Below are 25240 nucleotides of genomic sequence, written 5' to 3'. Positions count from 1 at the left end.
CGAGGCAGTCCCTTTAACGATTCGAACCCGCGGCCAAGGTTCGGCGGTTACCGCCGCCGGCACTGAAGAGCGCGAAGGACGACATCCCTCATGAAACACATCATTGCTTTGCTCATCGAGAACGAGCCGGGTGCGCTGTCGCGCGTCGTGGCGCTGTTCTCGGCCCGTGGCTACAACATCGAGAGCCTCACCGTCGCGCCGACCGAGGATGCCTCGCTGTCGCGCATGACCATCGTGACCACCGGCAGCGACGAGGTCATCGAGCAGATCACCAAGCACCTCAACCGCCTCATCGAGGTCGTCAAGGTCGTCGACCTCACCGAGGGCAACTACACCGAGCGCGAGCTGATGCTCATCAAGGTGCGCGCAGTCGGCAAGGAGCGCGAGGAGATCAAGCGCACCGCCGACATCTTCCGCGGCCGCATCATCGACGTGACCGAGAAGACCTACACCATCGAGCTGACCGGCGACGCGAGCAAGCTCGACGCCTTCATCGACGCGATCGACCGCGCGTCCATCCTTGAAACCGTCCGCACCGGTGCCTCGGGCATCGGCCGCGGCGAACGCATTCTTCGGGTCTGACCGGACCTTCTTCCCCTGGAGCGAACCATGAACGTTTACTACGACAAAGACGCCGATCTGAGCCTCATCAAGGGCAAGAACGTCACCATCATCGGCTACGGCTCACAAGGCCACGCCCACGCGCAGAACCTGAACGACAGCGGCTGCAAGGTCACCGTCGCGCTGCGCCGCGGTGGCGCCTCCTGGAGCAAGGCCGAGGGCGCGGGCCTGAAGGTCGCCGAGATCGCCGAAGCCGTGAAGTCGGCCGACGTCGTCATGATCCTGCTGCCCGACGAGCAGATCGCCGACGTCTACAAGAAGGAAGTCGAGCCCAACATCAAGCAGGGCGCCTCGCTGGCCTTCGCGCACGGCTTCAACGTGCACTACGGCCAGGTGCAGCCGCGCCAGGACCTGGACGTCTGGATGGTCGCCCCCAAGGCCCCCGGCCACACGGTGCGCAACACCTACAAGCAGGGTGGCGGCGTGCCCCACCTGATCGCCGTCTACGCCGACAAGACCGGCAAGGCGCGTGACCTGGCGCTGTCCTACGCCGCGGCCAACGGCGGCGGCAAGGCCGGCATCATCCAGACCTCGTTCCGCGAGGAGACCGAGACCGACCTGTTCGGCGAGCAGGCCGTGCTGTGCGGCGGCGCCGTCGAGCTGATCAAGGCCGGCTTCGAGACGCTGACGGAAGCCGGTTACGCGCCCGAGATGGCCTACTTCGAGTGCCTGCACGAGCTCAAGCTCATCGTGGACCTGATCTACGAAGGCGGCATCGCGAACATGAACTACTCGATCTCGAACAACGCCGAGTACGGCGAGTACGTGACCGGCCCGCGCGTCGTCACCGAGGCGACGAAGAACGCGATGCGCCAGTGCCTGAAGGACATCCAGACCGGCGAATACGCCAAGTCCTTCATCCTCGAGAACAAGGCCGGCGCCCCGACGCTGATCAGCCGCCGCCGCCTGACCGCCGAGCATCCCATCGAGCAGGTCGGCGAGAAGCTGCGCGAAATGATGCCCTGGATCAAGGCCAACAAGCTGGTCGACAAGGCCAAGAACTGATCGCCGCTGCGGCGTGATCGCAAAGGCCGGTGCCGCAAGGCGCCGGCCTCTGTCATTGTGCGGCCTGTGGGTCAGGGCTGGTGGTTGGCGCGCAGCGCTTCGACGGCCTCGTCGGGCAGCCACAGCAGCGTGTTCAGATAGCTGTCCAGGCAGTCGACCAGGGCCTGCCTCGGGCCTTCGCGCCAGATGGCCGAGCCGTAGAAGGCGTCCTGCTGGGCGACGAGCTGCGCGCGGTCGGCGTAGGCACGGACCAGGAAGAAGCTCTCCTCCTCGTGGTCGGAGCGGCCAAAGGCGACGACATCCATGCCGCTGGCGCGCACCAGCGGCAGGGCCTCGCGCACGGCGGCGACGAAGCGCTCCGCGCAGTCCGGCTTGAGCCGGTAGGTGCGAACTTCGATGAGCTTCACGGCGGTCTCCTGTCGTTGGCCGCGATGCTAGGAGCGCCATTTGCCGGGATCTGTCAGCTATCCTGACGGACTATGACTCCCGACCCCATCGAAGACGACGAGCCGAGCACGGCCGTCCGTCCGCGCCGCAAAGGCATTTACGCGCTGCCCAACGCGATCACGCTGGGCGCGCTCTTCAGCGCCTTCTACGCCATCGTCATGGCCATGAACGGCCGCTTCGAGGTGGCCTGCGTGGCCATCTTTGCCGCCGCCATCCTCGACAGCCTGGACGGTCGCGTCGCGCGCATGACCAACACCCAGTCCGCCTTCGGCGAGCAGATGGACAGCCTCTCCGACATGGTCGCCTTCGGCGCCGCGCCGGCGCTGATCGTCTACATGTGGGCGCTGAAGGACATGGGCAAGCCGGGCTGGATCCCGGCCTTCGTCTACATCGCCGGCGCCGCGCTGCGCCTGGCACGCTTCAACGTCAACATCGGCGTCGTCGACAAGCGCTACTTCCAGGGCCTGCCCAGCCCGGCCGCCGCGGCCCTGGTCATCGGGCTGATCTGGGCCGCCGTGGACCGCCCGGACTATGCGGGCGTCAAGCCCGGCAGCTGGGAGGCCTGGGCCGCCTACGGCATCACGCTGTTCGCCGGGCTTTCGATGGTCACGAATGCGCCCTTCTACAGCTTCAAAGTCTTCGACCGGCGGCGCTCGGTGCCCTTCATCGTGCTCGTCATCATCATGCTTGGCATTGGCCTCGCGGCCCTCGACCCGGCCCGTGTTCTCTTCGGTGCCTTCTGCGTTTACGGCCTTTCGGGCTATGCGATCTACGGCTGGCGCAAGGCCAAGGGCAGGCCGGTCAGCGTCATCTCCACGAGCACCGACGAGCCCGATGAACGCGGCTTGCATCAATAGGCTTTCGTGCTAGATTCCCGACCCATGAGCCGCGCCACGCGAATTAGCCTGCTACTAGCCCTAGAGGAACCACGGGTTCGCTAGTCAGTCACGCCTATACGCTCATCCTGACCCCAACGGCCCGTTTGCAACCGCAGCGGGCCGTTCGTGTTTTCAAAGGCTGTCGGTTGTGCCACCCACCCATCCCGGATGGAAACCATGTTGAAGCAACCGCAGCAAAAGTACCGCCCCTTCGCTCCCGTCGCCTTGCCCGACCGTCGCTGGCCCGACGCCGTGCTGACCTGCGCACCGATCTGGCTGAGCACCGACCTGCGCGATGGCAACCAGGCGCTGATCGAGCCGATGGACATCGAGCGCAAGCTGCGCATGTTCCAGCAGTTGGTGAAGATCGGCTTCAAGGAGATCGAGGTCGGCTTCCCGTCCGCGTCGCAGACCGAGTTCGACTTCGTGCGCCTGCTGATCGAGGGCGGTCACATCCCCGACGACGTCAGCATCCAGGTGCTGACGCAGGCGCGCGCCCATCTGATCGAGCGCACGTTCGAGTCGCTGGACGGCGCCCGGCGCGTCATCGTGCATGTCTACAACGCCGTCGCGCCCATCATGCGCCGCGTCGTGCTGGGCCAGGACGAGGACGGCATCGTCGAGCTGGCCAGCTCGCACGCCCGCCAGATCAAGGCACTGGCCGCCGCACGCCCGGGCACGGACTGGCGCTTCGAGTACTCGCCCGAGATGTTCTCCGGCACCGAGCTGGCCTTCAGCAAGCGCGTCGTCGACGCGGTGACGGCCGTGTGGGAGCCCACGCCCGAGCGCAAGTGCATCATCAACCTGCCGTCCACCGTCGAGCACAGCACGCCCAACATCTTTGCCGACATGATCGAGTGGATGCACCGCCATCTCGAGCGCCGCGACAGCATCGTGCTGTCCGTGCACCCGCACAACGACCGCGGCACCGGCACGGCTGCCGGCGAGTTCGCGCTGATGGCCGGCGCCGACCGCGTCGAGGGCTGCCTGTTCGGCAACGGCGAGCGCACCGGCAATGTCGACCTCGTCAACATCGCACTCAACCTCTACACCCAGGGCGTGGACCCGCAGCTCGACTTCTCCGACATCGACGAGGTGCGCCGCTGCGTCGAGCACTGCACGCAGATCGCTGTGCATCCGCGCCACCCCTATGTCGGCGACCTGGTCTACACGTCCTTCTCCGGCTCGCACCAGGACGCGATCAAGAAGGCCTTCGCGGCCCGCCAGGAGGGGGAGATTTGGGACATGCCCTACCTCCCCATCGACCCCAAGGACCTGGGCCGCAGCTATGACGCGGTCATCCGCGTGAACAGCCAGTCCGGCAAGGGCGGCATCGCCTACCTGCTCGAGAACGAGTACGGCCTGGAGCTGCCGCGCCGCCTGCAGATCGAGTTCAGCCAGGTCGTGCAGCGCGTGATGGACGACATGGGCAAGGAGCTCAGCGCGGCCGACATCTACGCCATCTTCGAGCGCGAGTACGCGATCGGCGATGCCGGCACCGCGGTGCTGCAGCCGCAGATGAACGAGGTCGGCGGCGGCGCGATGCGCATCTCGGCCGAGGTCATGCTGGGTGGCTGGATGGGCCGCGTGCAGGGCGAGGGCAACGGCCCCATCGACGCCTTCGTCAACGCGCTCGGCGCGCGCGCCGGCCTGCCCGTGCGGGTGCTGGACTACCACGAGCACGCCATCGGCAGCGGCGCCGATGCGCGCGCGGTGGCCTATCTTGAACTGCGCGTCGGCGACGAGACGCGTTACGGCGTGGGCATCGATGGCAGCATCGTGCGCGCGTCCATGCAGGCCATCCTGTCGGGCCTGAGCCGCACGCCCGCCTTCGCGATGCCGACATCCCAGGAGCAAACGACATGACCGACCGACTCATCATCTTCGACACGACGCTGCGCGACGGCGAGCAGTCGCCCGGGGCGTCGATGACGCGCGAGGAAAAACTGCGCATCGCACGCCAGCTGGAGCGCATGCGCGTGGACGTCATCGAGGCCGGCTTCGCGGCTTCCAGCAACGGCGACTTCGAGGCGGTGAAGGCGATCGCCGCGGCGGTGAAGGACAGCACGGTCTGCTCGCTGGCCCGTGCCAACGACCGCGACATCTCCCGCGCCGCCGAGGCTCTGGCCGGCGCCAGCCGCGCGCGCATCCACACCTTCATCGCGACCAGTGAACTCCACATGGAGAAGAAGCTGCGCATGACGCGCGAGCAGGTGCTGGAGCAGGCGACGCTGGCCGTGCGCTTCGCGCGCAACCTCTGCGGCGACATCGAGTTCTCGCCCGAGGACGGTTATCGCTCCGACATCGACTTCCTGGCCCGCGTCTGCGAGGCCGTCATCAGGGAGGGTGCCAGCACCATCAACATCCCCGACACGGTCGGCTATGCCATTCCCGAGCTCTACGGCGACTTCATCCGCCGTTTGCGCGAGAAGGTGCCCAACTCCGACCAGGCCATCTGGAGCGTGCACTGCCACAACGACCTGGGCATGGCTGTCGCCAACTCCCTGGCCGGCGTGAAGATCGGCGGCGCGCGCCAGATCGAGTGCACGATCAACGGCCTGGGCGAACGCGCCGGCAACTGCTCGCTCGAGGAGGTGGTCATGGCCGTCAGGACGCGGCGCGACTATTTCGGCCTGGATGTCGGCATCGACACCTCGCAGATCGTGCCGGCCTCCAAGCTGGTGTCGCAGACGACCGGCTTCGTCGTGCAGCCCAACAAGGCCGTCGTCGGCGCGAATGCCTTCGCGCACGCGTCCGGCATCCACCAGGACGGCGTGCTGAAGGCGCGCGACACCTACGAGATCATGCGCGCCGAGGATGTGGGCTGGGCCGCCAACAAGATCGTGCTGGGCAAGCTCTCGGGTCGCAATGCCTTCAAGCAGCGCCTGCAGGAACTGGGCATCGAGCTGGAAAGCGAGGCCGAGATCAACGCCGCCTTCGTGCGCTTCAAGGACCTGGCCGACCGCAAGAACGAGATCTTCGACGAGGACATCGTCGCCCTCGTCATGGACGAATCGGTCGTCAACGACGCCGAGCACTACCGCCTACTGTCGCTGGCCCAGCGCAGCGAGACCGGCGAGCGCCCGCATGCGGCCATCGTCTTCGCAGTGGGCCACCAGGAGCATCGCGCCGAGAGCGACGGCAACGGCCCGGTGGATGCGACGCTGCAGGCCATTGAATCCGTCGTGCAGTCCGGCGCCGAGATGGTGCTGTACTCGGTCAACGCGATCACCGGCGGCAGCACGGAGTCGCAGGGCGAGGTGACCGTGCGGCTGCAGCATGCCGGCCGCATCGTCAACGGCGTGGGCGCCGATCCGGACATCATCGTCGCGTCGGCCAAGGCCTATCTCAGCGCCTTGAACAAGCTGCAGAGCAAGACCGAGCGGGTGGCGGCCCAGGGCTGACGGCGACCGGCCGATGCGGCGGTGCCGCATCGGCCGGCCTGCGCCGTGGAATCTGGCGCGGAAAACGCCGGCTGCTCCGGCCTCGGATGGGAGCCTGCGCCCTCAGAATTGCACCCAGCGGTGAATCGCAGGCAGCGTGCGGACTCCGCGGCGCGGGAATCCTTGGCATTCGGGGCCGACCCGATGGCAGGGTCCTGTCAGCTCAGGCCTACTTGCCGGCGTTTGAAGCCTGCTGCAAAGCGAAAGAGTCGGTGGCAGACCCCGGGGCGCCCAGCGTGTTGAAGCAGGGCAAGAGTTCACTTGAGGTATTCCACTTAAGTTCTTATCTTGTCAGTGTTTTTGGCGTCACTTACACTGCCGTCCAGCTGTTGGGGATCCCGTTGAAGACTTTTGCCGCCGTCCTTTTGAGCCTCAGCCTGTTGACCGCGCTGCCCGGCGTGGCCACGGCAGGCACCGCCGACACCAAGTCCAAGGCCAAGGCCTCGTCGACCCGCAAGGTCAAGTCCGTCGTGCTGCGCAAGCAGGCCGTCGTGCCCGCCGTGCCCACCTTCGGGCAGACCGCCGGCCTGCATGAGGTGGACGACCCGCTGGCGCTGAAGTCCAGCGTGGCCTATGTGCTGGACCAGAACACCAACGAGGTGCTGTTCTCCAAGAACCCCCAGGCCGTGCTGCCCATCGCCTCCATCACCAAGCTGATGACGGCCCTCGTCGTCGTTGAGGCCGGCCTGCCGATGGACGAGAAGCTGACGGTGACGGAAGAGGACAGGGACACCGAGAAGAGTACCGGCTCGCGCCTGGCCTTCGGCACGACGCTGACGCGCGGCGACATGCTGCACCTGGCGCTGATGTCCAGCGAGAACCGCGCCTCCCATGCGCTGGGCCGCAACTATCCAGGCGGTCTGGATGCTTTCGTCACGGCCATGAACGCCAAGGCGCAGAGCCTGGGCATGGCGGACACGCACTACGTTGAGCCGACCGGCCTGTCCAGCCGCAACCAGAGCAGCGCGTCCGACCTGGCCAAGCTCGTCAACGTGACCAGCCAGGTGCCGCTGTTGCGCGACCTGTCCACCTCGCGCGAGGCCCGTGTGGCCCTGGGCAGGCGCCTGGTGCAGTTCCGCTCCACCAACGGCCTGCTGTCCAACCCGCTGTGGGACATCGGTCTGCAGAAGACCGGCTTCATCAACGAGGCCGGCAAGTGCCTGGTCATGCAGGCCCGCATGGCCGGTCGCCAGCTGATCATGGAGTTCCTGGACTCCAGCGGCAGGGCTTCGCGGATTGCCGATGCCGAGCGCATGCGCAAATGGCTCGCATCGACGCTGCCCGGCGAGGCCGCGGCGCCGTCGGCCAAGCTCTGACCGGCCGGCCTCAAAACAAAACGCGGCGCCTCGGCGCCGCGTTTGCGTTTCAGGCCCGGTAGCCCAGGGCCGCCGAGATCTGCGCGGCAGTTTCCTTCAGCCGCACGACCCAGCTTTCCTCGAGCCGGTCGGCTGGCGCCGAGATCGACAGGCCGGCCACCAGCTTGGACTGGTCGTCGTAGATGCCGGCCGCCATGCAGCGCACGCCCAGCTCCAGTTCCTCGTCGTCACGGGCGATGCCGCGCTGGCGCACCGTGGCCAGCTCGCGCTCCAGGGCACCGATGTCGGTGAGGCTGTTGCGCGTGTGGCCCGACAGGCCGGTGCGCGTCGCGTAGGCGCGCACGCGCGAGCTGTCGTCGCCGGACAGGAAGAGCTTGCCGACCGAGGTGAGGTGCAGCGGCGCGCGGCCACCGACGGCACGCACGACCTGCATGCCGGAGCGCTCGGAGTAGGTGCGCTCGATGTAGACGATCTCGTCGCCCTGGCGCACCGACAGGTTGACCGGCTGATGGGTGAACTTGTGCAGCTCGCGCATGGCCGGCAGGGCCGCGTCGCGCACGTCCAGCCGGGCCTTCACGAGATTGCCCAGCTCCAGCATGCGCATGCCCAGGCGATAACTGCCGGCCTCGGGGCGGTCGACGAAGCGGCCCAGGGTCAGGTCATTGAGAATGCGGTGGGCCGTCGAGGGGTGCAGGCCGGTCGCCTCGGACAGGGCCTTCAGCGACACCGGGTCCTGGTGGCTGGCGAGCACGTCCAGCAGGGCGAACATGCGCTCCAGCACCTGGATCGCCGGGGTCTGCCGTGCCTCTTTGGATTTCATGCCGACATTGTGGGGGAGATTGCTGGTGTTTTGTATGGCGAAAGCGGGGTTCATTAAGTGGCAAGCTCTAGCTGCCCTTTGCCTGGCCTGGGCCGCCGTGTGCCAGGCCGCCGAACCAGCGCCCGGCGACGCGCACTGGGGCCGCATGCCTCGCCTGTATGGGCGCATCACGGCCAATGAACTCGGCGTCGTCATCAATACGGCCGATCCCTATTCGGTCGCCATCGGCGAGTACTACGTCAGGCGCCGCGGCATAGCGCCGGCCCAGGTCGTGCGCGTGCAGCTGCCGCAGCGGGCCAGCCTCACGCGCGAGGAGTTCGCGGCGCTGGACCAGGCCATCCGCAGCCAGATGCCCGAGAGCGTCAACGGCCTGGCACTGGCCTGGGTCCAGCCCTATGCGGTGGAGTGCAATTCGCTGACCAGCGCGCTCGGCATGGGCCTGCAGCCCGATGTCTGCGCCCAGAGCTGCGCGCCGACCCGGGCCAGCCCCTATGCCAGCTACTTCGGTGCCAGGCCCTGGATCGTGCTCGGGCTGCGGCCGGCGATGCAGCTGGCGGCGCGTTCGGTGCCGGCGGCCATGGCGATGATCGAGCGCGGCATCGCGTCCGACCATACGCTGGCGGCCGGCGCGGCCGAGCCCGCGATGGCCTGGCTGGCCGCGACGCCGGACGCCAACCGCAATGTGCGCGAACGCCTCTTCCCGCCCGCCGGCGCCGTGCCGGGTGTGACCGGCTTCGATGTGGGGCGCGTGAAGAGCGATGCATTGCCCCAGTTGCGCCGCACCCTGGTCTACGAGACCGGCCTGGCGCGCGTGCCGGCCCCGCTGGCCCACGAGTGGCTGCCGGGCGCGCTGGCCGACCACCTGACCTCCTTCGGCGGCCAGCTGGAGCGGCCGACCGGCGAGGGGCAGATGAACATCCTGGACTGGATAGACGCCGGCGCGACGGCCAGCTACGGCACCGTCAGCGAGCCCTGCAACCATCTGCAGAAGTTCCCGCATCCGCAGGTGCTGATCCAGGCCTATGCCCAGGGTGTCAGCGCGCTGGAGGCCTACTGGCACAGCGTCGCCTGGCCGGCTCAGGGCGTCTTCGTCGGCGAGCCGCTGGCGGCGCCCTTCGCGCCCGTGCCGCCACCGGCGGCGTCTGCGGCCGCACCCTGAGCCGCGGCGAGGCCGGCCCGCACGGCGCCTTCCAGCGTGGCGGGGTAGGGCCCGGCGATGTAGTCGCCGGCCGCGTACAGCCCGGGTGCGATGCGGGCCGGCGGCCGAGCCAGGCCCGGCGTGCAGGCAAAGGTGGCGCGCTTCTCGGTGAGCAGCCGGTCGATGACGGGCGGAGTGGCCCAGCTCAACTCGCGCAGCGCCTGGGCCAGCACGGCCTCGGCGCAGCCGCCCCGCTCGACCCAGGGCGCCGCGCCACTGACGACGAAGGCAAAGCGACCCGGCGCACCGCCGAGCTGGCCATGGTCGAACACGAACTGGGCCGGCGCTTGCGGCCCCTCGCGCAGCGCCAGCATCGGCGCGGGCAGGGCGCTGCCGGGGCTGTGCAGGTAGACGGTGACGATGGGCTCGAAGCGCAGGGCCTGGGCCGTCGCCGCCCAGGCGGGGGCCAGCGGCCCCGCCAGCCGCGCGGCCTCGACGCTGCTGCAGGCCAGCACGACGGCATCGAAGGCCTCGCCATCGACGCGCCAGCCGGGCGTGATGGACTGGACGCGCCGGCCCAGACGCAGGCGTTCACCGAGCCAGGCCGTCGCCGGCCCGGCCAGCAGTTCGGACAGCGGCCGCCGCGGCAGCAGCAGGTCGGCGCTGTCGGCGCCGCTGAACAGGGCATCCTTCAGCACGCGCAGGAAGACCCGGGCGCTGGCCTGCGGGGCGGGTGTGTTCAGCGCGGCGACGCACAAGGGCTCGACGAGGTCGCGCCTGGCGGCCGCGGGCAGCCCGGCGCAGAGCTCGGCGACGCTGAGCGCCTCATCGCAACGAAAGCCGCGTGCCAGCCAACCACCGGCCGCGGCGAGCAGGCCCAGGCGCGCGGAGAGCGGCCAGCCGTGATGCGCGAGCACGCCGCGCGTGAAGCTGACCAACGGCGGGCCGGGCGGCAGGCACAGGCCAGGCTCGCCGGGGTAGGGCAGGGCCAGCGGCAGGCGCTTCAGCACGGTGCCGGGATCGACGCCCAGGCGCCGCATCAGCGCGAGGCTGTCGCGGTAGGCGCCGATGAGGATGTGCTGGCCGTTGTCGTAGGGCGGCTCCCCCGCGACGCTGCGTGCGCGGCCGCCGATGTGTGGCGCCATCTCGAGGACGGCGATGTCGTGGCCGGCGTCCGCCAGCGCAACGGCTGCCGCGATGCCGGCCCAGCCGCCGCCGACAACGGCAACCTTCACCGGCCTCGCCAGTTGGTCTTCATCGCGATCCACAGCTTGCGCAGCGGCGTCAGCGCGATGCGCTGGTGCAGCACCTGGAAGCCCTCGCGTTCGATCTCGACGAGCAGGGCGCGGTAGATGTTGGCCATCATCAGGCCAGGCTTCTGCGCGGCGCGGTCGGCCTCGGGTAGCAGGGCCAGGGCCTCGTCGTAGAGACTGTGCGCGCGCTGGGCCTGGAACTTCATCAGCGCCGTGAAGCGCTCGCTGTAACCCCAGGGCTGGCTGCGCAGCAGGATCTCGTTGGCCTTGACGCCGAACTGCTGCAGCTCGTTCACCGGCAGGTAGATGCGCCCACGCCGCGCGTCGTCGCCGACGTCGCGGATGATGTTGGTCAGCTGCATGGCCAGGCCCAGCTTGTGGGCGTATTCGACCGTCTGCGGCTGCGTGCGGCCGAAGATGCTGCTGGCCACTTCGCCGACGATGCCGGCCACCAGATGGCAATAGCGCTGCAGGCCGGCGAAGTCGAGATAGCGCGTTTGCTGCAGGTCCATCTCGCAGCCTTCGATGACGGCGTTCAGGTGCTCCAGCCGGATGCCGTAGGTGGCCGTGTGCGGCATCAGCGCCTTCATGACCGGGTGCGTGGGCTGGCCGGCGAAGGCGCTGGCGGCTTCCTTGCGCCACCAGGCCAGCTTGGTCGCGGCGACGCCGGCGTCCTGGGTCTCGTCGACCACGTCGTCCACCTCGCGGCAGAAGGCGTAGAAGGCCGTGATGGCCGCGCGCCGGGGCGGCGGCAGGAAGAGGAAGGCGTAATAGAAGCTCGAACCGCTGGCGGCGGCCTTGTCCTGGACGTATTGCTCGGGGCTCATGATGTGCGGCGCATTGTCAGGGCACGCCACAGCAGGCGCGGAAAGTCCCATGCCGACAGCGCCGGGCGGTGCAGCAGGCTGTCGTGGCCGCGGGTCTCGATCTTGTCGAGGATGGCCAGGCCGCCTTGCACGACCAAGCGCAGCTCCCAGCCGGCACGGCCGGGCAGCGTGTGCGCCAGCGGTGCGCCTTCCAGCATCAGCCCGCGCGCCCAGCCGCAGAGGTCGGCGATCAGCGCCCGTGCCGCAAGGCTGTCGCGGCAGGCGAGCACGTCCTCGGCGCTGATGCCGTGGCCTTCCAGGTCGTCCTGCGGCACGTAGAGCCGGCCATTCGGGCCGTCGCGGCTGAAGTCCTGCCAGAAGTTGATCAACTGCAGCGCCGAGCAGATCGCGTCCGAGCGACCCAGCGAGGCCGCGTCGCCCACGCCGTACAGGCCCAGCAGCAGGCGGCCGACCGGATTGGCCGAGCGGCGGCAATAGTCCAGCAGTTGGGCGCGGTCGCGGTAGCGCGGCGGGTCCAGGTCCTGCTCGAAGGCGTCGAGGAGGTCGTGCAGCAGCGGGGGCTGCAGCCGGTGCAGCTCGCGCGCCAGCGGCGTGTAGACGCGCGCCCAGCGCGCAGAGGCGGGGCTGCCCGCGACGACGGCGGCCAGGTCGGCGCGGTAGTCGCGCAGGGCCTGCACGCGCTCCGCCGGGGTCGCGTCGCCCTCGTCGGCCAGGTCGTCGGCCGTGCGGGCGAAGTGGTAGATCGCGACGACCGCCGGCCGCAGTGCCGGCGGGCACAGCAGGGACGCGACGGGGAAGTTCTCGTAGTGGTCGACGCTCAAGTCCGTTCTCAAGTTTCGCTTGCAAAGCCGTGATATTCCAGCGAAATTCCGCGAGGTTTGACAGCTGTCCCGGGGTCTGAATACATTACTGACCCGCCGGTCACTAATTTTGGGGCCCGCGGTTTTACCCTGTTGAGGTCTGCATGCCCCATCTTCTGCGTCTCGCGCCGCCCCTGTTGTCGGTGGTCCTGCTTTCGGCCCTGATGTCGGGCTGCGGCAAGCAGGCTGCCGCCCCCGAGCCGGAGCGTGCGGTGCGCACCCAACTCGTCAGCGCCAGCACGGCCGGCGCCAGCCATGAGTATGCGGCCGAGGTGAAGCCGCGCATCGAGTCGCGTCTGTCCTTCCGCGTCGGCGGCAAGCTGCTGAGCCGCGCGGTGAACCTGGGCGACACCGTCAAGGCCGGCCAACTGCTGGCCCGCATCGACGGCCAGGACCTGAAGCTGGCCGAGGCCGCCGCCGCCGCCGCCGTCGCCGCCGCGCGCACCAACCGCGACCAGGCCGGGCAGGACTACAAGCGCTTCATCGACCTGCAGCGTCAGGGCTTCATCAGCGTGGCCGAACTGGAGCGACGCGACTCGGCCTTCAAGGCTGCCCAGGCCCAGTTCGAACAGGCCAAGGCCCAGGCCGACGTGCAAGGCAACCAGGCCGGCTATGCCCAGCTGCTGGCCGATGGCGCCGGCGTCGTCACCGGCATCGATGCCGAGCCGGGCCAGGTGCTGGCCGCCGGCACGCCGGTCGTGCGTGTGGCGCTGGACGGCCCGCGCGACATCGTCTTCTCGGTGCCCGAGGACCAGATCAACCGGGTCAGGGCCGCGGCCAGCCAGCCGGGCGCGCTGAAGGTGCGCCTGTGGGGCAGCGACAAGACCGCGCCGCTGACCCTGCGCGAGGTGGCCGCCGCGGCGGACCCGGTCACGCGCACCTTTCTCATCAAGGCCGATGCCGGCAAGCTGGACGTGAAGCTGGGCCAGTCCGCCACTGTGGTGCTGGACCTGCCGCAAATGGCCGGCATCATCAAGCTGCCGCTGGCGGCCGTGATGCAGCAGGCCGGCAAGACCTCGGTCTGGGTGCTGGACGGGGCGTCGATGACGGTGAAGCCGGTGGCCGTGCGGGTGGGTGGCGCCGATGGCAACGAGGTCGTCATCGCCGGCGGCCTGAATGCCGGCCAGGAGGTCGTCGTGGCCGGCGTGCATGTGCTGAACCCAGGCCAGAAGGTCAAGCGCTACGTGCCGCCGCGCACGACCGCCGTCGCAGCGCCTGCGGCTCCCGCAGCCTCTCGCTGAGTCGGGGCGCGCATGAACATCCCTCCGAACAAGGCCGCCGTGGCCGAAGGCTTCAATGTCTCGCGCTGGGCGCTGGAGCATCCAGCGCTGACGCGCTATCTGATGGTGGTGCTGATGCTGATGGGCTTTGCGGCCTATTTCCAGCTCGGCCAGGACGAGGACCCGCCGTTCACCTTCCGCATCATGGTGGTCCAGGCCTTCTGGCCCGGCGCCACGGCGCAGCAGATGGCCGACCAGGTGACCGACAAGATCGAGAAGACGCTGCAGGAGGTCAACCACGCGGACAAGATCCGCTCCTACACCAAGCCCGGCGAGTCGCTGACGCTCTTCCAGCTCAAGGACAACACGCCGCCCAAGGACGTGCCCGACGCGTTCTACCAGGTGCGCAAGAAGGTCAACGACATGCGCTCGACGCTGCCCCAGGGCGTGCTCGGGCCGGTCTTCAACGACGACTTCGGCGACGTCTACGGCTCGATCTATGCGCTGTCGGCGGACGGCTTCAGCCGCGAGGAGTTGCGCGAGCACGCCGACCGCGTGCGCCAGGCGCTGCTGCAGGTCAAGGACGTGGCCAAGGTCGAGATCTTCGGCATTCAGCCCGAGAAGCTCTTCATCGAGGTCTCGCAGAAGCGCCTTGCCCAGCTGGGCCTGGATTTCAACCAGGTCATCGGCCAGATCGGCGCGCAGAACGCCGTCGAGGGCGCGGGGGTGCTCAATGCTGGCAGCGCCAATTTCCAGATGCGCGTGCAGGGCCAGTTCACGACGCCGCAGGCCTTGGCCGATGTGCCCATCCGCGCGGTCAACCCGGCCACCGGCGTGGCCAGCCAGCTGCGTCTGGGAGACATTGCCGACATCAAGCGCGAGTATGTCGACCCGCCGACGACGATGGTGCGCCACAACGGCAAGGAGGTGCTTGCGCTGGGCGTGTCGATGGCCAAGGGGGGCGACATCATCGCGATGGGCAAGGCCCTGGGCGTGGCGACCAAGGCCATCGAGCGCGACCTGCCACGCGGCATCGAACTCGAGCAGATCCAGGACCAGCCCAAGGCCGTGGCGACCTCGGTGGGTGAGTTCGTGCACGTGCTGATCGAGGCCGTCGTCATCGTGCTGGCGGTCAGCTTCATCTCGCTGGGCCTGCACATCCGGCCCGGCTACAAGTTCAGCATCGACATCTGGCCCGGCCTGGTCGTCGCGATCACGATCCCGCTGGTGCTGGCGATCACCTTCGTCGCGATGTTCTATTGGGGCGTGGGCCTGCACAAGATCTCGCTGGGCTCGCTGATCATCGCGCTGGGCCTGCTGGTGGACGACGCCATCATTGCCGTCGAGATGATGGTGCGCAAGCTCGAAGAGGGCTACGACAAGATGCACGCCGCCACCTTCGCCTACGACGTGACGGCCATGCCCATGCTGACCGGCACGTTGATCACGGCGGTGGGCTTCCTGCCCATCGGCCTGGCCAAGTCGACGGTGGGCGAATACACCTTCGCCATCTTTGCCGTGACGGCGGCTTCCCTGCTCATCTCCTGGTGCGTCTCGGTCTATTTCGTGCCCTATCTCGGCGCGCTGCTGCTGAAGAGCAAGCATGCGGCAGGCGGCGAGGTGCATGAACTCTTCGACACGCCGTTCTACAACCGTTTCCGCGCCCTGGTGCGCTGGTGCGTGGAGAACCGCTGGAAGACCATCGGCATCACGTTGCTGGTGTTCGTGCTTGGGTTGCTTGGCATGACGCGGGTGCAGCAGCAGTTCTTCCCCGACTCCAGCCGTCCCGAGGTGCTGGTGGACCTGTGGCTGCCGGAAGGCTCGACCATCCAGGAAACCGAGGCCCTGGCCAAGCGTTTCGAGGCGCGCCTGCTGAAGGAGCAGGGCGTCGCCACGGTGACGACCTGGGTGGGTGCGGGTGTGCCGCGTTTCTACCTGCCGCTCGACCAGATATTCCCGCAGACCAACGTCATGCAGTCCATCCTGCTGTCCAAGGGCCTGGTCGAGCGCGAGGCGTTGCGCAAGCGGCTGCCGGCCGTGCTGGCCGCGGAATTCCCGGAGGCGCGCGGCCGCGTGAAGCTGCTGCCCAACGGCCCCCCGGTCCCGTATCCCGTGCAGTTCCGCGTGATGGGCGCCGACCCCAAGGTCGTGCGCGACTGGGCCGACAAGGCCAAGGACATCCTGCGCGCCAGCCCCAATATGCGCGGCGTCAACGACAACTGGAACGAGAACGTCAAGGTCTTGCGGCTGAACGTCGACCAGGACAAGGCCCGGGCGTTGGGCGTCACGAGCCAGAGCCTGGCGCAGGCGGCACACACGCTGCTGTCGGGCAGCGTCATCGGCCAGTACCGGGAAGCCGACAAGCTCATCGACATCGTGCTGCGCCAGCCGCTCGACGAGCGCAACGTGATCACCGACCTCGGCAGTGCCTATGTGCCTACCAGCACCGGCCGTGCCATTCCGCTGGCGCAGGTCGCCAAGGTCGATTTCGACTGGGAGCCCGGCGTCATGTGGCGCGAGGGCCGCAATTACGCGGTCACGGTGCAAGGCGACGTCGTCGAAGGCCTGCAAGGCGCGACGGTCACGCAGGAGGTCTGGCCCAGGCTCGATGAACTGCAGAAGCAGATGCCGACCGGCTACCACATAGAGATTGCCGGTGCCGTGGAGGAGAGCAGCAAGGGGCAGGGCTCCATCGCCGCCGGCATGCCGGTCATGCTCTTCATCACCTTCACGCTGCTGATGCTGCAGTTGCAGAGCTTCAGCCGCGCGATGCTGGTTTTCCTGACCGGTCCGCTGGGTATTGCAGGCGTCGCGATCGCCCTGCTGGTGCTGAACCGGCCCTTCGGCTTCGTCGCGCTGCTGGGTGTCATCGCGTTGATGGGCATGATCATGCGCAACTCCGTCATCCTGATCGACCAGATCGAGCAGGACCGGGCCCGCGGCGTGCCGGACTGGTCGGCCATCGTCGAGTCCGCCGTGCGGCGCTTCCGCCCCATCGTGCTGACGGCGGCGGCGGCCGTGCTGGCCATGATCCCGCTGTCGCGCAGCGTGTTCTGGGGGCCGATGGCCGTGGCCATCATGGGCGGCCTCATCGTCGCGACGGTGCTGACGCTGCTGGCCCTGCCCGCCATGTATGCGGCCTGGTTCCGCGTCGAGCGGCCCGAGGAAGAAGAGCAAAGCCGCCTGCACAGCCAGCTGCCGACGGAAATCGGCGACCCGGCCTGAGCCTGCGTTCAGGGTTTTTGCCGCCCCCGCCCTGGGGGCGGCGGGCAGGTCGCGCGGGGTCGCTACAATCGCCGGTTTGCCGAATCGCCTGAATCGTCTCTAAGGGCCTGCCTGCAAGGCAGCCCCATCAGAACCAACCCGTTGCGCGGGTGGCGAAATTGGTAGACGCACCAGGTTTAGGTCCTGACGCCTTCACGGGCGTGCCGGTTCGAGTCCGGCCCCGCGCACCACTGTCCTTCAACTGTTCCCGAGTCCATCATGGCCGTCACCGTCGAAACCCTTGAAAAGCTGGAACGCCGCATCACCCTGCACGTGGCGGCCGCTGACATCAACAGCGAAGTCGAAGCCCGTCTGAAGAAGCTGGCCCGCACCGTCAAGGCCGACGGCTTCCGCCCCGGCAAGGTGCCGATGAACGTCGTCGCCCAGCGCTACGGCTATTCGGTGCAGTACGAGGTCGTCAACGACAAGCTCGGCGCCGCCTTCAACAACGCCGCCAACGAAGCCCAACTGCGCGTGGCCGGCATGCCCCGCATCGAGCAGAAGGACCAGGCTCCCGAGGGCCAGATGGCCTTCGACGCCACCTTCGAGGTCTACCCCGAAGTCAAGATCGGCGACCTGGCCGCCCGTGAAGTCGAGCGCGTCACCAGCGACGTGACCGAGGAAGCCATCGACAAGACCGTCGAGATCCTGCGCAAGCAGCGCCGCAGCTTCGCCCAGCGCGCCGCCGCCGACGTGGCCGCCGCCGGCGACCGCGTCAGCATCGACTTCGAAGGCAAGATCGACGGCGAGCCCTTCCAGGGCGGCAAGGCCGAGGGCTTCCAGTTCCTGATCGGCGAAGGCCAGATGCTGGAGCAGTTCGATGCCGCCGTGCGCGGCATGAAGGCCGGTGAGAGCAAGACCTTCCCGCTGCAGTTCCCCGAGGACTACCACGGCAAGGACGTGGCCGGCAAGGAAGCCGACTTCCTGGTCACCGTCAAGAAGATCGAGGCCCAGCACCTGCCCGAAGTGAACGAGGCCTTCGCCAAGTCCCTCGGCATCAAGGACGCCACCGTCGACGCCCTGCGCGCCGACATCAAGAAGAACCTCGAGCGCGAGGTGAAGTTCCGCGTGCTGGCCCGCAACAAGGGTGCCGTGATGGACGCGCTGGTCGCCGCCTCCGAGCTGGATGTGCCCAACGCGCTGGTGCAGGGCGAGGCCGAGCGCATGGTCGCCGGAGCCCGCGAGGACCTGAAGAAGCGCGGCGTCAAGGATGCCGACAAGGCCGAGATCCCCGCCGACATCTTCAAGCCGCAGGCCGAGCGCCGCGTGCGCCTGGGCCTGGTCGTCGCCGAACTGGTGCGCGCCAACAACCTGCAGGCCAAGCCCGCCCAGCTGCAGGCCCACATCGAAGAGCTGTCGCAGAGCTACGAGAAGCCTGCCGAAGTGATGCGCTGGTACCTGAGCGACCGTGAGCGCATGGCCGAGGTCGAGGCCGTCGTCGTCGAGAACAACGTCACGGAATTCGTGCTGGCCACGGCCAAGGTGACCGACAAGGCCCTGCCGTTCGACGAGCTGATGGCCGCGGGTAACTGAGAGCCCTTCGCCTGACGAAGGCGCCGCGCCGTGAGGCCCGGCGCCTTTTTACTTGCGTGGCCATAATCCGCCCCCATAACAGCTGCTACCGCTTTGTCTTCAAGGATCTGAATGAGCGCCCTCGACACCAGCAATCTCGGCCTCGTGCCGATGGTCATCGAAACCTCCGGTCGCGGTGAGCGCGCCTACGACATCTACTCGCGCCTGCTGCGCGAGCGCATCGTCTTCCTGGTCGGGCCGGTCAATGACGCGGTGGCCAACCTCGTCGTCGCCCAGCTGCTCTTCCTGGAGAGCGAGAACCCCGACAAGGAGATCTCGCTCTACATCAACAGCCCCGGGGGCAGCGTGTCGGCCGGCATGTCCATCTACGACACCATGCAGTTCATCAAGCCGGACGTTTCCACGCTGTGCATGGGCATGGCGGCCAGCATGGGCGCCTTCCTGCTGGCGGCGGGCGCCAAGGGCAAGCGCTTCTCGCTGCCCAACGCCAAGGTCATGATCCACCAGCCGCTGGGCGGCGCCCAGGGCCAGGCGACCGATATCGAGATCCATGCGCGTGAAATCCTGAAGACGCGCGACGCCTTGAACCGCATCCTGGCCGAGCGCACCGGCCAGAGCCTGGAGAAAATCCAGGCCGACACCGAGCGTGATTACTTCATGTCTGCCGCCGAGGCCCAGGGCTACGGCCTGGTCGACCAGGTGCTGGAACACCGGCCGTAAGGTGCGTGGGGCCGCTGGCGGCCCCGGATTCGCAGCGGAATCGGGGCCCTTATCCCCACGGGGGCCCCGAGATCGTTTGAACTATCATCATTCGAGGCATCCCGCCTCTCACAGAGCAGTTTCATGGCCGAGAAAAAAGGCACCTCCAGCGAGAAAGTTCTGTACTGCTCCTTCTGCGGCAAAAGCCAGCACGAGGTCAAGAAGCTGATCGCCGGCCCGTCCGTCTTCATCTGCGATGAATGCATCGAGCTTTGCAACGACATCGTCCGTGACGAGATCCCGGCGCCGGCGCCGGCCGCGCGTTCGGCCAAGTCCGACCTGCCCGCGCCCAGCGAGATCAAGGCCAGCCTCGACCAGTACGTCATCGGCCAGGACGTGGCCAAGCGCACGCTGGCCGTGGCGGTCTACAACCACTACAAGCGCCTGCGCCACATGTCGACGAGCAAGGACTCGGTCGAGCTGTCCAAGAGCAACATCCTCTTGATCGGCCCCACCGGGTCCGGCAAGACGTTGCTGGCGCAGACGCTGGCGCGCCTGCTGAACGTGCCCTTCGTGATCGCCGACGCGACCACGCTGACCGAGGCCGGCTATGTCGGCGAGGACGTCGAGAACATCATCCAGAAACTGCTGCAGAACTGCAATTACGACGTCGAGCGGGCGCAGCGCGGCATCGTCTACATCGACGAGATCGACAAGATCTCGCGCAAGGCCGACAACCCGTCCATCACGCGCGACGTGTCGGGCGAGGGTGTGCAGCAGGCCCTGCTGAAACTGGTCGAAGGCACGATGGCCTCGGTGCCGCCGCAGGGGGGGCGCAAGCACCCCAACCAGGACTTCCTGCAGATCGACACGACCAACATCCTGTTCATCTGCGGCGGCGCCTTCGACGGCCTCGAGAAGGTCATCCAGAACCGCAGCGAGAAGTCCGGCATCGGCTTCGGCGCCACCGTGAAGAGCAAGAGCGAGAAGCGCGTCTCCGAAGTCTTCCGCGAGTGCGAACCCGAGGACATCATCAAGTTCGGCCTCATTCCCGAACTGGTGGGCCGACTGCCCGTCGTCGCGACGCTGGGCGAGCTGACCGAGGACGCGCTGGTGCAGATCCTGACCGAGCCCAAGAACGCGCTGGTCAAGCAATACCAGCAGCTGTTCGAGATGGACGGCGTCGAGCTCGAGATCCGCAAGCCGGCTCTGGCCGCCATCGCCCGCAAGGCCCTGGCCCGCAAGACCGGTGCCCGCGGCCTGCGATCCATCATGGAGCAGTCGCTGATCGACACCATGTTCGACCTGCCCGCGCTGGACGGCGTCGAGAAGGTCGTGCTGGACGAGCACAACATCGAGGACGCATCGGCACGCCCCTTGCTGGTCTACCGCGAGCAAGCCAAGGCGAGTGCCTGAGCACTCTCTGAGCCCTCAACTTGCAATCGCCCCCTCAGGCCCGATATCGGCCTGAGAAAGAGAGGTCTTCATGTCCGGACATCCCATCCTCCCCGCCGATCCGATCACGCTGCCGCTGCTGCCGCTGCGTGACGTCGTCGTCTTCCCGCACATGGTCATCCCGCTGTTCGTCGGGCGCCCCAAGTCCATCAAGGCTCTGGAAGCGGCGATGGAAGCCGGCCGCCAGATCATGCTGGTCGCCCAGAAGGCCGCCGGCAAGGACGAGCCCAAGCCCGAAGACATGTTCGAGGTCGGCTGCGTCTCCAGCATCCTGCAGATGCTGAAGCTGCCCGACGGCACGGTGAAGGTGCTCGTCGAGGGCCTGCAGCGCGCCACGACGAGTTCCATCACCGAGCCCGGCGAGCACTTCGTCGCCGAGGTCTCGCCCATCCCGCCCGAGACCGAGCATGCGCCCGAGGTCGAAGCCCTGCGCCGCGCCGTCACGCAGCAGTTCGACCAGTACGTCAAGCTCAACAAGAAGATCCCGCCCGAGATCCTCACGTCCATCGGCGGCATCGACGACCCGGGCCGCCTCGCCGACACCATCGCCGCCCACCTGCCGCTCAAGCTCGACGCCAAGCAGGCCGTGCTGGACCTGGCCGACGTGGCCAAGCGCCTGGAGAAGCTGCTCGACCTGCTCGAGCACGAGGTCGACATCCTGCAGGTGGAAAAGCGCATCCGTGGCCGCGTCAAGCGTCAGATGGAGAAGAGCCAGCGCGAGTACTACCTGAACGAGCAGGTCAAGGCCATCCAGAAGGAACTGGGCGACGGCGAGGACGGCGCCGACATGGAGGAGCTCGAGAAGAAGATCCTCGCCGCCAAGATGCCCAAGGAGGCCCGCAAGAAGGCCGACGCCGAGTTGAAGAAGCTCAAGCTGATGTCGCCGATGTCCGCCGAGGCGACGGTGGTGCGCAACTACATCGACACCCTGGTCAACCTGCCCTGGAGCAAGAAGACCAAGATCAAGCACGACCTCAAGAACGCCGAGGACGTGCTGAACGAAGACCACTACGGCCTCGAGAAGGTCAAGGACCGCATCCTCGAATATCTCGCGGTGCAGCAACGCGTCGACAAGCTCAAGGCGCCCATCCTGTGCCTGGTCGGCCCTCCGGGCGTCGGCAAGACCTCGCTCGGCCAGAGCGTGGCCCGCGCCACCGGCCGCAAGTTCGTCCGCATGGCGCTGGGCGGCGTGCGCGACGAGGCCGAGATCCGCGGCCACCGCCGCACCTATATCGGCTCCATGCCGGGCAAGGTGTTGCAGTCGCTGACCAAGGTCGGTACGCGCAACCCACTGTTCCTGCTCGACGAGATCGACAAGCTGGGCATGGACTTCCGCGGCGACCCGTCCTCGGCCCTGCTGGAGGTGCTGGACCCCGAGCAGAACCACACCTTCGGCGACCACTACATCGAGGTCGACTTCGACCTGTCCGACGTGATGTTCGTCGCCACGTCCAACTCGATGAACATTCCGCCGGCCCTGCTGGACCGCATGGAAGTCATCCGCCTGTCGGGCTACACCGAGGACGAGAAGGTCAACATCGCCCAGACCTATCTGTTGCCCAAGCAGCGCAAGAACAACGGCGTGGCAGACGAGGAACTGGAAGTCACCGAGTCGGCCATCCGCGGCGTCATCCGCTACTACACGCGTGAGGCCGGTGTGCGTTCGCTCGAGCGCGAGATGTCCAAGATCTGCCGCAAGGTGGTCAAGGGCATCCAGCTCAAGACCTACGAGGGCAAGGTCGTCGTCACCGAAGACAACCTCAACGACTTCCTCGGCGTGCGCAAGTACGACTTCGGCCGCGCCGAGAAGAAGAACCAGGTCGGTCAGGTCGTCGGCCTGGCATGGACCGAGGTGGGCGGCGACCTGCTGACCATCGAGGCCACCGCGATGCCGGGCAAGGGCAACATCATCCGCACCGGCTCGCTGGGCGATGTGATGAAGGAGTCCGTCGAGGCCGCGCGCACCGTGGTGCGCTCGCGCGCCCGCCGCCTGGGCATCAAGGACGAGGTGTTCGAGAAGCGCGACGTGCACGTTCACGTGCCCGATGGCGCGACGCCCAAGGACGGCCCGAGCGCGGGTGCGGCGATGACGACGGCCTTCGTGTCGGCGCTGACCGGCATCCCGGTGCGCGCGGACGTCGCGATGACCGGCGAGATCACGCTGCGCGGCGAGGTCACGGCCATCGGCGGCCTGAAGGAGAAACTGCTCGCGGCCCATCGCGGCGGCATCAAGACCGTGATGATCCCGGAAGAGAACGTCAAGGACCTGCAGGACATTCCGGAGAACGTGAAGAACCAGCTCGAGATCGTGCCGGTGCGCTGGATCGAGCGTGTGCTCGAAGTGGCGCTGGAAGCCGTGCCGACGCCGCTGCCCGACGAGGAAGTCCCCGTCGCAGCGGCCAAGCCGGAAGAGGGCGCGGCCAAGAGCGCGGCGGTGCCTCACTGATGAAGTGCCGCTGGCTTGTCATCCGGGCAAAAAATGGATTACAATGCCAGCTTCGCTAGATCGCTAAAACGATCTGGTGATAATTGCGAAAGCAATGCGGGTGTAGCTCAGTTGGTAGAGCGCAACCTTGCCAAGGTTGAGGTCACGAGTTCGAGCCTCGTTACCCGCTCCAGTTTTTAGAGAAGGGAAGCCCCGGCTTCCCTTTTTCATCAAGGTCGCACCAACGGCCTTGATTGGGTTTACGGCGGCGCGATAGCAAAGCGGTTATGCCCCGGATTGCAAATCCGGTTAGTCCGGTTCGACTCCGGATCGCGCCTCCAGAAATAGACACCATGCGGGTGTAGCTCAGTTGGTAGAGCGCAACCTTGCCAAGGTTGAGGTCACGAGTTCGAGCCTCGTTACCCGCTCCAGTAAAAATCGGTCGCACCGATGTTTGGCCGCAAGGCGAAACGAAATGCGCGGGTGTAGCTCAGTTGGTAGAGCGCAACCTTGCCAAGGTTGAGGTCACGAGTTCGAGCCTCGTTACCCGCTCCAAATTCACGGGAGATTCGAGTCATCGGATCTCCCGTTTTCTTTTGCGCGGCCCTGGATAATCCGCCCGCCGCCCGGGTGGCGAAATCGGTAAACGCAGCGGACTTAAAATCCGCCGCCTCGAAAGGGGCGTACGGGTTCAAGTCCCGTCCCGGGCACCAAATTAGAAGATCAGGACCGCTCACGTCCGCTCACGCGCCTAGGTTGATCAACGACTTAGGCGCGTTTTTCATGTCACGTCCGCTCACAAGGGCTCTTTACAGAGCGGGGGAACAGGGGGAAAATTCGGGGGAACGAATCGAAATTCCCCCGCCTGGGGGTAAATCGTTCCCCCAAGGTGTTCCCCCATGCTCACTGACGCCGCCTGCCGCAACGCGAGTTGCCCGCCTGACAAAGCCCGAGCCCGATTGGCCGATGCCGGTGGCCTATACCTGGAGGTGGCGGCGACGGGCTCGAAGCGCTGGTTCGTGAAGTACCGCTTCGGCGGCAAGGAGAAGCGCCTGGCCCTGGGGAACTACCCCGGCGTGAGCCTCAAGGAGGCCCGGGAAGGCCGCGACAAGGCCCGCAAGACGCGTGAGGCGGGCACCGACCCGGTCCAGGCCCGTCGAGTGGAGCGTGTGGCCGCGCAGGCCAGCGGCGCCCAGACGTTCGAGGCTGTCGCCCGGGAGTTCCACGCCAGCCAAGCCAAGGGCTGGAGCGAGAACCACGCGAAGCACTGGCTGCGCAATGTCGAGAAGGACCTGTTCCCCCGGATCGGCGCTGTTCCCCTGGGGGAACTGACGGCACCGCTGCTGCTGGAGGTTATCCGCCGGGTCGAGGCCCGCGGCGCGACACAGATCGCTCACGACCTGCGCGGCTACGCCGGCCAGGTCTTCAAGTTCGGCATCGCCACCGGCCGCTGCGCTGGCAACCCCGCCGCCGATCTGCGTGGCGCCCTCGGCGCCCACAACGTCAAGCACATGGCGGCCATCCTGGAGCCAGCCCAGGTGGGTGAGCTGATGCGGGCCCTGGACACCTACAAGGGCCAGCCGGCGACCCGGGCGGCGCTAATGCTGTCGGCGTTGTTGTTCCAGCGCCCCGGGAACATCCGCGCGATGGAGTGGGCAGAGGTCGACCTGGAGGCCGGCTTGTGGACCATCCCCGCGGCCAAGATGAAGCGTACCGTCCACGGCAAGGTCAACGGCCGGCCGCACCTCGTTCCGCTGGCAACGCAGGCGGTGGAAGCGCTCAAGGACCTGCAGCCGCTGACCGGGCATGGCCGCTACGTCTTCCCGTCGCTGCTGACCGGCGAGCGCTGCATGAGCGAGAACACCGTCCGCACGGCGCTGCGCCGCCTGGGCTACGGCAACGGCGAGATGACGCCTCACGGCTTCCGCGCAATGGCGCGCATGCGTATTCCACTGATCGCGGACACCCATTCCAGGCTGATCGCGGACAGTGTTCCAGGCGATCGCGGACACCCTGAGTGAGGTGCCTGAGTGACG

Annotated in this window: 19 protein-coding genes and 6 tRNA genes; 20 read left to right on the top strand and 5 right to left on the bottom strand. The window is 67.4% G+C overall.

The features are described 5' to 3' along the window. The first annotated feature begins 90 nt into the window (after positions 1 to 90). Complete coding sequence (ilvN, locus tag EV671_RS10520) at positions 91 to 582, top strand: acetolactate synthase small subunit (RefSeq protein ID WP_132571267.1); 492 nt, start codon at positions 91 to 93, stop codon at positions 580 to 582. 27 nt (positions 583 to 609) lie between these two features. Further along, positions 610 to 1626, top strand: a complete 1017-nt coding sequence (gene ilvC, locus EV671_RS10515; RefSeq protein WP_132571266.1) for a ketol-acid reductoisomerase — start codon at positions 610 to 612, stop codon at positions 1624 to 1626. A 71-nt stretch (positions 1627 to 1697) separates the two neighbouring features. On the opposite strand, the gene EV671_RS10510 is transcribed toward ilvC, so the two are convergent. Then, positions 1698 to 2033, bottom strand: a complete 336-nt coding sequence (locus tag EV671_RS10510; RefSeq protein ID WP_132571265.1) for an antibiotic biosynthesis monooxygenase — start codon at positions 2031 to 2033, stop codon at positions 1698 to 1700. A 72-nt stretch (positions 2034 to 2105) separates the two neighbouring features. Between EV671_RS10510 and pssA the strand changes: the two genes are divergently transcribed. The 4 genes from pssA to pbpG all read left to right on the top strand — a co-directional run bounded on the left by pssA (position 2106) and on the right by pbpG (position 7710). After that, positions 2106 to 2930 (top strand): CDP-diacylglycerol--serine O-phosphatidyltransferase, encoded by an 825-nt coding sequence (gene pssA, locus EV671_RS10505; RefSeq protein ID WP_132571264.1) that lies wholly within the window; start codon positions 2106 to 2108, stop codon positions 2928 to 2930. A gap of 198 nt (positions 2931 to 3128) precedes the next feature. Continuing rightward, on the top strand, positions 3129 to 4817 hold the full coding sequence (leuA, locus tag EV671_RS10500) for a 2-isopropylmalate synthase (RefSeq protein WP_132571263.1): 1689 nt from the start codon (positions 3129 to 3131) through the stop codon (positions 4815 to 4817). Then, positions 4814 to 6355 carry a 2-isopropylmalate synthase gene (locus EV671_RS10495; protein ID WP_132571262.1) on the top strand — a complete coding sequence of 514 codons (1542 nt, stop codon included), beginning with the start codon at positions 4814 to 4816 and terminating at the stop codon, positions 6353 to 6355. The genes leuA and EV671_RS10495 overlap by 4 nt, the downstream gene beginning before the upstream one ends. Before the next feature lie 380 nt (positions 6356 to 6735). Then, on the top strand, positions 6736 to 7710 hold the full coding sequence (gene pbpG, locus EV671_RS10490; protein WP_415840507.1) for a D-alanyl-D-alanine endopeptidase: 975 nt from the start codon (positions 6736 to 6738) through the stop codon (positions 7708 to 7710). 49 nt (positions 7711 to 7759) lie between these two features. Here pbpG and EV671_RS10485 read toward each other — a convergent pair whose 3' ends face one another. Then, positions 7760 to 8530 carry an IclR family transcriptional regulator gene (locus EV671_RS10485; protein ID WP_132571260.1) on the bottom strand — a complete coding sequence of 257 codons (771 nt, stop codon included), beginning with the start codon at positions 8528 to 8530 and terminating at the stop codon, positions 7760 to 7762. Positions 8531 to 8675: 145 nt separating this feature from the next. On the opposite strand from EV671_RS10485, the gene EV671_RS10480 reads away from it, so the two are divergent. Beyond that, positions 8676 to 9689, top strand: coding sequence for a TIGR03790 family protein (locus tag EV671_RS10480; protein ID WP_243655676.1), 1014 nt, complete (start codon positions 8676 to 8678; stop codon positions 9687 to 9689). Here the strand turns inward: EV671_RS10480 and hpnE are convergent. The 3 genes from hpnE to hpnC are packed head-to-tail and all read right to left on the bottom strand — an operon-like array spanning position 9608 to position 12569. After that, positions 9608 to 10903, bottom strand: a complete 1296-nt coding sequence (hpnE, locus tag EV671_RS10475; RefSeq protein ID WP_132571258.1) for a hydroxysqualene dehydroxylase HpnE — start codon at positions 10901 to 10903, stop codon at positions 9608 to 9610. The two genes, EV671_RS10480 and hpnE, sit on opposite strands and share 82 nt — an antisense overlap. Continuing rightward, entirely contained in the window at positions 10900 to 11748 is an 849-nt protein-coding gene (gene hpnD / locus EV671_RS10470) for a presqualene diphosphate synthase HpnD (protein WP_132571257.1), read from the bottom strand. Before hpnD ends, hpnE begins: the two co-directional genes overlap by 4 nt. Further along, complete coding sequence (gene hpnC / locus EV671_RS10465; RefSeq protein WP_132571256.1) at positions 11745 to 12569, bottom strand: squalene synthase HpnC; 825 nt, start codon at positions 12567 to 12569, stop codon at positions 11745 to 11747. Before hpnC ends, hpnD begins: the two co-directional genes overlap by 4 nt. Positions 12570 to 12712: 143 nt before the next feature. Here hpnC and EV671_RS10460 point away from each other — a divergent pair, with 143 nt between their 5' ends. From EV671_RS10460 to EV671_RS10400, 13 genes are all read left to right on the top strand, one after another. Then, positions 12713 to 13849 carry an efflux RND transporter periplasmic adaptor subunit gene (locus EV671_RS10460; RefSeq protein ID WP_132571255.1) on the top strand — a complete coding sequence of 379 codons (1137 nt, stop codon included), beginning with the start codon at positions 12713 to 12715 and terminating at the stop codon, positions 13847 to 13849. A 12-nt stretch (positions 13850 to 13861) separates the two neighbouring features. Further along, positions 13862 to 17053 carry an efflux RND transporter permease subunit gene (locus EV671_RS10455; RefSeq protein ID WP_132571254.1) on the top strand — a complete coding sequence of 1064 codons (3192 nt, stop codon included), beginning with the start codon at positions 13862 to 13864 and terminating at the stop codon, positions 17051 to 17053. A gap of 143 nt (positions 17054 to 17196) precedes the next feature. Then, positions 17197 to 17283: transfer RNA gene (locus EV671_RS10450), tRNA-Leu, on the top strand. Between the two features lie 28 nt (positions 17284 to 17311). Continuing rightward, positions 17312 to 18625, top strand: coding sequence for a trigger factor (gene tig, locus EV671_RS10445; RefSeq protein ID WP_132571253.1), 1314 nt, complete (start codon positions 17312 to 17314; stop codon positions 18623 to 18625). A 111-nt stretch (positions 18626 to 18736) separates the two neighbouring features. Beyond that, complete coding sequence (gene clpP / locus EV671_RS10440) at positions 18737 to 19345, top strand: ATP-dependent Clp endopeptidase proteolytic subunit ClpP (protein WP_132571252.1); 609 nt, start codon at positions 18737 to 18739, stop codon at positions 19343 to 19345. A gap of 123 nt (positions 19346 to 19468) precedes the next feature. Beyond that, positions 19469 to 20740, top strand: coding sequence for an ATP-dependent Clp protease ATP-binding subunit ClpX (clpX, locus tag EV671_RS10435; RefSeq protein ID WP_132571251.1), 1272 nt, complete (start codon positions 19469 to 19471; stop codon positions 20738 to 20740). A 70-nt stretch (positions 20741 to 20810) separates the two neighbouring features. Continuing rightward, positions 20811 to 23225, top strand: a complete 2415-nt coding sequence (gene lon, locus EV671_RS10430) for an endopeptidase La (RefSeq protein WP_132571250.1) — start codon at positions 20811 to 20813, stop codon at positions 23223 to 23225. 96 nt (positions 23226 to 23321) lie between these two features. Next, positions 23322 to 23397: transfer RNA gene (locus EV671_RS10425), tRNA-Gly, on the top strand. Positions 23398 to 23471: 74 nt separating this feature from the next. Continuing rightward, positions 23472 to 23545: transfer RNA gene (locus EV671_RS10420), tRNA-Cys, on the top strand. Positions 23546 to 23559: 14 nt separating this feature from the next. Further along, positions 23560 to 23635: transfer RNA gene (locus EV671_RS10415), tRNA-Gly, on the top strand. A 48-nt stretch (positions 23636 to 23683) separates the two neighbouring features. Beyond that, positions 23684 to 23759: transfer RNA gene (locus tag EV671_RS10410), tRNA-Gly, on the top strand. A 69-nt stretch (positions 23760 to 23828) separates the two neighbouring features. Then, positions 23829 to 23917: transfer RNA gene (locus tag EV671_RS10405), tRNA-Leu, on the top strand. Between the two features lie 186 nt (positions 23918 to 24103). Further along, on the top strand, positions 24104 to 25225 hold the full coding sequence (locus EV671_RS10400; protein WP_132571249.1) for a tyrosine-type recombinase/integrase: 1122 nt from the start codon (positions 24104 to 24106) through the stop codon (positions 25223 to 25225). Positions 25226 to 25240 lie beyond the last annotated feature (15 nt).

Source organism: Roseateles saccharophilus, from assembly GCF_004342485.1.
GTDB classification, from domain to species: Bacteria; Pseudomonadota; Gammaproteobacteria; order Burkholderiales; family Burkholderiaceae_C; genus Pelomonas; species Pelomonas saccharophila.
The sequence above is the reverse complement of the archived record's forward strand: the minus strand, read 5'-3'. Positions and strand labels throughout refer to the sequence as shown.